The organism is Pseudomonas sp. LG1D9 (assembly GCF_002949995.1).
In the GTDB taxonomy this organism is placed as follows: Bacteria; Pseudomonadota; Gammaproteobacteria; order Pseudomonadales; family Pseudomonadaceae; genus Aquipseudomonas; species Aquipseudomonas proteolytica.
This window is the reverse complement of the sequence record NZ_CP026881.1, coordinates 5,009,871-5,013,564: the sequence shown is the minus strand read 5'-3', so window position 1 is coordinate 5,013,564 and position 3,694 is coordinate 5,009,871. Positions and strand designations below refer to the sequence as shown.

The 3,694-nt window shown below is 55.8% G+C and carries 2 protein-coding genes; one reads left to right on the top strand and one right to left on the bottom strand.

What is annotated here, in order from left to right; all coding sequences use genetic code 11:
* The first annotated feature begins 57 nt into the window (after positions 1 to 57).
* Entirely contained in the window at positions 58 to 1,020 is a 963-nt protein-coding gene (locus tag C5F71_RS23360) for an alpha/beta hydrolase (protein WP_104912060.1), read from the top strand.
* A 71-nt stretch (positions 1,021 to 1,091) separates the two neighbouring features.
* On the opposite strand, the gene C5F71_RS23355 is transcribed toward C5F71_RS23360, so the two are convergent.
* Complete coding sequence (locus C5F71_RS23355; protein WP_104912059.1) at positions 1,092 to 3,599, bottom strand: TonB-dependent siderophore receptor; 2,508 nt, start codon at positions 3,597 to 3,599, stop codon at positions 1,092 to 1,094.
* Between the last annotated feature and the right edge of the window lie 95 nt (positions 3,600 to 3,694).

Below are 3,694 nucleotides of genomic sequence, written 5' to 3'. Positions count from 1 at the left end.
ACCCAACGCCGCCCCTGCACAGGGGCGGCACTGTATTGAATCAATAAGGAACACGTAATGCCCCTGGACCCCGATCTCGAAGGTTTTCTGGAGTTGGCTGAAATGGGTCGCCTGAGTGGCAAGAGTCAGCCCATGCATGCCTTGAGTGTGAGTCAGGCACGGCAGCAGTTCGAGTTGAGCTCGCAGATCCTCGACCCTTCGCCACCCGCAAGCCTGACGATTACAACCTTGCACATCCCGACACGCGACGGCGCAAAGATTGAAGCCCGGCTATACCGCTCGGCACATCACGTCCAACCTTCACAGCCAAGCATTCTGTATTTCCACGGCGGCGGCTACGTGGTCGGCAGCCTTGACTCCCATGACTCGATTTGCCGCCGCCTGGCATCAAGCGGACGCCAAGCGGTCCTGGCCCCGGCTTATCGAATGGCTCCGGAGCATCCCTTCCCCACGGCCGTCAACGACGCCCTGGATTGCGCCAACTGGCTGGCTCGCGAAGCGCATACCCTGAATCTGGACCCGGACAATGTCAGCGTCGCCGGTGATAGCGCCGGCGCCACCCTGGCTACGGTACTGGCCATCAGCGCCGTGCAGGCACCCGAGCACCTTGCGCTAAAACTCAAGACTCAGTTGCTGTTTTACCCGGTGGCCGACACTCAACGTACGCGCCCGTCCCACCAGCGGTATGCCGAAGGCTATCTGCTGGAAAGCGAGACCTTGCAGTGGTTCTACAGGCACTACACCCCCGACGTAGAGCAACGTGGCGACTGGCGTACATCACCGTTATTGGCAAACAACCTTGGTCCTCTAGCACCGGCCTACGTCAGCCTGGCCGAGTACGACCCGTTGTATGACGAAGGACTTGAATATGCCCAGTTGCTTCGCGATACCGGGACTGACGTTACTTTGTTGACTCAGCGTGGGTTGACCCATGACTTCCTGCGGATGTCGGGGATCAGTGCGGACATTGGCGGGATTTATGCGGCAGTCGAGGGGTGGTTGAAAGAGCGCACGGACTGAATGTGCTGTGTTGCTCCGTAAGGCATAAAAAAGGGACACCTGGCGATGTCCCTTTTTATTTCACGCTACGGTTACCAGAAGGTGCCGCGCAAGGTCAGCATGTGGTTGCGCTCATCGCCATACCAGTTGCCCGATGCCGAGGACCCCAGTTTGCTGTAGTACTTCTTATCAAACAGGTTGTTGGCGTTGTAGATAACACTCCAGTTTTCGTTAACTCGGTATTCGGCCATGGAATCCCATACGGCATAACCCGCCTGAACGTACTTGTAGTTCTGCTCCACATCGTTCACGAACGTGGTCCCACTGACGTAGGTAGCGCTTTGCAAATTCACGCCACCGCCGATTTTCACGTCGTTGAGTATTCCTGGCAACCGGTAGGTGGACCATAGTTTAAACTGATGTTTTGGCGTAATACTGCTGAATACCTTCGCCGCAGTGCGGTTGCGATTGTGGTTATACGTATAGCCCGCCAGAACGTTCCAGTCCGGCAAGACTTCACCGGTAAACTCCATGTCGACGCCTTTGCTGACGACCTCACCCTGAGGCAAATAGCAGCAGTTGCCGCCGAAAAGTACATTGGACTCTTCGTAGCGTGGATCCAGCACTGCCTCGTTTTTTCGCGAGGTGTAGTACAACGCAAAGGAAGTATTGACAGCTCCGCCCCACAACTCGCCCTTGACGCCAGTCTCGTAAGTCTTGCCGGTCATAGGTTCCATGGAACTTCCTGGCAATGGCCCCTGCATTGTGCTTTGTTGAGGCTTGAAAATTTCGGAGTAGCTGGCGTAGGTCGACCATTCATCCGTCAGGTCATAGACGATACCGCCGTAGGGAACCAGTTTGGTTGCTTCACGGGTCGAGACATCCGACTGCACCTTCCAGGCTCCCTCTTCGATCGCCTGGTACAACTGATCAAACTTGTACCGCTGTGCACGAGCACCAATGATCAAGTGAAGTGGGTCCGCCAGTTGCAAACGCAATGTAGAGTAAAGGCCATATTGTGTCTGGCTGTTGGGGCTGTAGTTGCGAATAAAGTTCTTGTCTGTTCCAGGTTGTGGCCAGGGCGTCGCATCCGGGTCAAATACATTAACCGGATTGCCAACCCCGTTGGATGAGGTAGTCCCCTCCCACTGACTGGTGATTTTCTGATGATCCATGCCGACCAGCAACTCGTGCTGCAAGCCTGCGTATTCGAATTTCCCAGCCAGGTTTACATCAAGAAGCTTCTGATCGCTGCGATACTGATTGTTAGTGCCGCCAGTTCTCGGACCAGTGAGTGTCACCGGATCGACAGCGCCGAAACTGAAAGCCGCTTTCGAAAACCCGGAATCCAGCGTTTGGGTATAAGAAACGTTGAGCTTCCAGTCATCGTTAAACTCATGGTCGACCTTGGCAAAAATTTCTTGGGATCGACCGTCCAGATACGACCACTTCTGGGTCAGGCTGGTACTTCTGGACAGACCAAGGTCCTTGCCGTTCACATCGCGCGGTAAACCGATCCCCGACCCCGTTTCATGAATACGCTCCGAGCGTCCACCCAAGGTCAGGCGTGTGTCCGGGAGGATATCGGCTTCCAGAATCCCGTAGAAAATCGGTTTCTCTGTACCCCGATCATCCAGCATGTACTGACGGTCCGTGTAAGCTGCGACCATCCGGCCACGCAGCTTGCCATCAAAGCCCAACGGACCGGTGACATCCATTTGGGTGCGATAATTGTCCCAGCTGCCCGCCGACATATCGACTTTCAACTGATAGGCATCCAGCGGGCGTTTGCGCACCAGGTTGATCATGCCACCCGGGTCGCCGGTACCGCCAAAGAGACCGGAAGCACCACGTAGGACCTCAACATGGTCGAACTCAACCAGATCGTAGTTTTTGTTGGAGTAGAAGCTGCCAGACGTAGTGCCCAATGCCATCGGGGCAGCACCGTCGATTTGAATGTTCTCAATCTTGAAGCCGCGCGACGAGAAGTCCGACAAACGGAAATTGTTGTTAGTGACCGTGATGCCTGGCGTCACTTTCATGGCTTCAGCCAGGTCAGTCATGCGTTTTTCTTCAAGGACCTGCGCCGTCACCACCGACACCGACTGTGGCGTCTGCCGCAGACTGGTCGGGGTTTTCGAGCCGATACTGGTCAAGCCAGTGGTGTAGGAGCCGGAGTTTTCCGTCATTTCCCCCATACCCTGGCCCTGGATGGTAGTGGCGCCCAGCTCAATAGTTGAACTCGCACCATTGTCGGGGCCAAGGATGACGGTATTGTTTTCAATCCGGAAAGTCAGCCCCGCGCCTTTGAGCAATGCTTCAAGAGCTGCCTCGGGCTCCAGGGTGCCTTTGACGGCGGTGGACTTCTTGCCAGCAACCATATCCGGCCCGAAAAGCACTTGCAGGCCAGTCTGCTTACCCAGCTCGGTCAGGGCCTTGTCCAGGGACTGGGCTGGCACATTCACCTGCATGGGCTGGGCGAAAGCCCCGCCGCAGACACTGAGGGCCAACCCCAGGACCGCCACCGACACGCAGCTGCGGCAGGACGCCAAAGGGGTATTGAAGAGTTTTTGCCTGAACCTTTTGCTCTCGCGTTTCATTGTTTGGTTAAGCCCCAGATATGTCATTAATGTCGAAGGCCTTCCACTCTTGAGGCGGAATGACCTGAATTTAGCTAAACCGTCCGGACCCCACT

Coding starts and splice junctions, on each gene's coding strand:
- C5F71_RS23360 (WP_104912060.1), top strand. CDS start 58: ATGCCCCTGGACCCCGATCTCGAAGGTTTTCTGGAGTTGGCTGAAATG.
- C5F71_RS23355 (WP_104912059.1), bottom strand. CDS start 3,599: ATGAAACGCGAGAGCAAAAGGTTCAGGCAAAAACTCTTCAATACCCCT.